6 protein-coding genes are annotated in these 2058 nt (G+C 64.3%); all 6 read left to right on the plus strand.

Going from position 1 to position 2058, the window contains the following annotated elements; all coding sequences use genetic code 11:
• Nucleotides 1-307: 30S ribosomal protein S3 (rpsC, locus tag JOZ76_RS27790; RefSeq protein ID WP_291704116.1), on the plus strand; the 307-nt coding region annotated here is incomplete at its 5' end.
• A gap of 33 nt (nt 308-340) precedes the next feature.
• On the plus strand, nt 341-754 hold the full coding sequence (gene rplP, locus JOZ76_RS27795) for a 50S ribosomal protein L16 (protein ID WP_291704118.1): 414 nt from the start codon (nt 341-343) through the stop codon (nt 752-754).
• A 4-nt stretch (nt 755-758) separates the two neighbouring features.
• Nucleotides 759-965: a 50S ribosomal protein L29 gene (gene rpmC, locus JOZ76_RS27800; protein WP_291704120.1), complete on the plus strand. Its 207-nt coding sequence runs from the start codon at nt 759-761 to the stop codon at nt 963-965.
• An 11-nt stretch (nt 966-976) separates the two neighbouring features.
• Nucleotides 977-1225, plus strand: coding sequence for a 30S ribosomal protein S17 (gene rpsQ / locus JOZ76_RS27805; RefSeq protein WP_291704123.1), 249 nt, complete (start codon nt 977-979; stop codon nt 1223-1225).
• Nucleotides 1226-1315: 90 nt separating this feature from the next.
• On the plus strand, nt 1316-1684 hold the full coding sequence (gene rplN / locus JOZ76_RS27810; protein WP_291704125.1) for a 50S ribosomal protein L14: 369 nt from the start codon (nt 1316-1318) through the stop codon (nt 1682-1684).
• Nucleotides 1684-1998 carry a 50S ribosomal protein L24 gene (gene rplX / locus JOZ76_RS27815; RefSeq protein WP_291704127.1) on the plus strand — a complete coding sequence of 105 codons (315 nt, stop codon included), beginning with the start codon at nt 1684-1686 and terminating at the stop codon, nt 1996-1998. Before rplN ends, rplX begins: the two co-directional genes overlap by 1 nt.
• Nucleotides 1999-2058 lie beyond the last annotated feature (60 nt).

Genomic DNA, 2058 nt, shown 5'->3' on the forward strand with positions numbered 1-2058 from the left:
CCGCGCCATGAAGCGCGCCGTGCAGTCGGCGATGCGTCTCGGCGCCGAGGGCATCCGCATCAACTGCTCGGGCCGTCTGGGCGGCGCCGAAATCGCCCGCATGGAGTGGTATCGCGAGGGCCGGGTGCCGCTGCACACGCTGCGCGCTGACATCGACTATGGCGTCGCCACCGCGTTCACCACCTTCGGCACCTGCGGCGTCAAGGTCTGGATCTTCAAGGGCGAGATCCTCGAGCACGATCCGATGGCCCAGGACAAGCGGATGGCCGAGGGCGACACGCCGCGCGGTCGCCGCGACGCGGCCTGACGGTTTTTGAAAGAGGTTTGAGGGCTCAACGCCATGATGCAACCAAAGAAAACGAAGTTCCGGAAGGCGCATAAGGGCCGCATCCACGGCGTTGCGACTTCGGGCGCGACGTTGTCCTTCGGCCAGTACGGGCTGAAGGCGATGGAGCCCGATCGCGTCACCGCGCGCCAGATCGAGGCCGCCCGCCGCGCGCTGACCCGCCACATGAAGCGCGCCGGCCGCGTCTGGATCCGCGTGTTCCCGGACGTGCCGGTGTCGAAGAAGCCGGCCGAAGTCCGCATGGGCTCCGGCAAGGGTTCCCCGGAATTGTGGGTGGCACGGGTCAAGCCGGGCCGGGTGATTTTCGAGATCGACGGCGTCGCCGTGCAGACCGCGCGCGAGGCGCTGTCGCTGGCGGCCGCCAAGCTGCCGATCAAGACGCGCTTCGTCGAGCGCATTGCGGAGTAACGTCATGGCCAAGATGAATGTAGGCGATATCCGCGCCATGAGCCCCGATCAGATGGAGGACGCGGTCCTCAATCTGAAAAAGGAGCGCTTCAACCTTCGATTCCAGCGCGCCACCGGGCAGCTGGAGAACACCTCGCGGATGCGCGAGGCGCGCCGCGACATCGCTCGCATCAAGACCATCGCCGCGCAGCAGCGCGCCAAGAAGAAGTGAGGGGCTGACAAATGCCGAAACGGACGCTGCAGGGCGTTGTCGTCAGCGACAAGCAGGCCAAGACGATCGTGGTGCGGGTCGACCGCCGCTTTACCCATCCGATCTACAAGAAGACGATCCGCCGCTCCAAGAACTACCACGCCCACGACGAGGCCAACGAGTTCAAGGCGGGCGACGTGGTGTGGATCGAGGAGAGCAGGCCGATCTCGAAACTGAAGCGCTGGACCGTGGTCCGGGGCGAACACAAGAAAACCGCCTGAGGCGGACGAAGCGGCCAAGGCCGCTGGTCTGCAGGGTAAGACATTTAGCGCAACTCTTTGCGCAACAGATGAAGAGGACGAGGTGCATCAATGATTCAGATGCAGACCAACCTCGACGTGGCCGATAATTCCGGCGCACGCCGTGTCATGTGTATCAAGGTGCTCGGCGGCTCGAAGCGCCGTTATGCTACCGTCGGCGACATCATCGTGGTGTCGATCAAGGAAGCGATCCCGCGCGGCAAGGTGAAGAAGGGCGACGTGATGAAGGCCGTCGTGGTGCGGGTCCGCAAGGACATCCGCCGGCCCGATGGTTCGATCATTCGCTTCGACCGCAACGCCGCCGTCCTGATCAACAATCAGGCCGAGCCTGTCGGCACCCGCATCTTCGGGCCGGTGCCGCGCGAACTGCGTGCCAAGAACCACATGAAGATCATTTCGCTCGCGCCGGAGGTGCTGTGATGGCTGCCAAGATCCGCAAGGGCGACAAGGTCGTGGTGCTCTCCGGTCGCGACAAGGGCCGCACCGGGGAAGTCTTCGAGGTGCGTCCGACCGACGGCACGGCGCTGGTGCGCGGCATCAACATGGTGCGGCGGCATCAGAAGCAGACCCAGAACCAGGAGGGCGGCATCATCTCCAAGGAGGCGCCGATCGACCTCTCCAACATCGCGTATCTCGGCAAGGACGGAAAGCCGACACGCATCGGATTCAAGATTCAGGCGGACGGCAAGAAGGTCCGCATCGCCAAGAGCTCGGGAGCAGAGATCGATGGCTGAGACAGTCTATGTGCCGCGCCTGCGCGTGGATTATGATCGCCGGATTCGCGGGTCATTGAC

Origin of the sequence: Bradyrhizobium sp., assembly GCF_019244115.1 — a bacterium.
GTDB lineage: Bacteria > Pseudomonadota > Alphaproteobacteria > Rhizobiales > Xanthobacteraceae > Bradyrhizobium.

What these genes read in the sequence shown, in the direction of transcription:
- rplP (WP_291704118.1), top strand. Translation starts at nt 341, where the DNA reads ATGATGCAACCAAAGAAAACGAAGTTCCGGAAGGCGCATAAGGGCCGC.
- rpmC (WP_291704120.1), top strand. Translation starts at nt 759, where the DNA reads ATGGCCAAGATGAATGTAGGCGATATCCGCGCCATGAGCCCCGATCAG.
- rplX (WP_291704127.1), top strand. Translation starts at nt 1,684, where the DNA reads ATGGCTGCCAAGATCCGCAAGGGCGACAAGGTCGTGGTGCTCTCCGGT.
- rplN (WP_291704125.1), top strand. Translation starts at nt 1,316, where the DNA reads ATGATTCAGATGCAGACCAACCTCGACGTGGCCGATAATTCCGGCGCA.
- rpsQ (WP_291704123.1), top strand. Translation starts at nt 977, where the DNA reads ATGCCGAAACGGACGCTGCAGGGCGTTGTCGTCAGCGACAAGCAGGCC.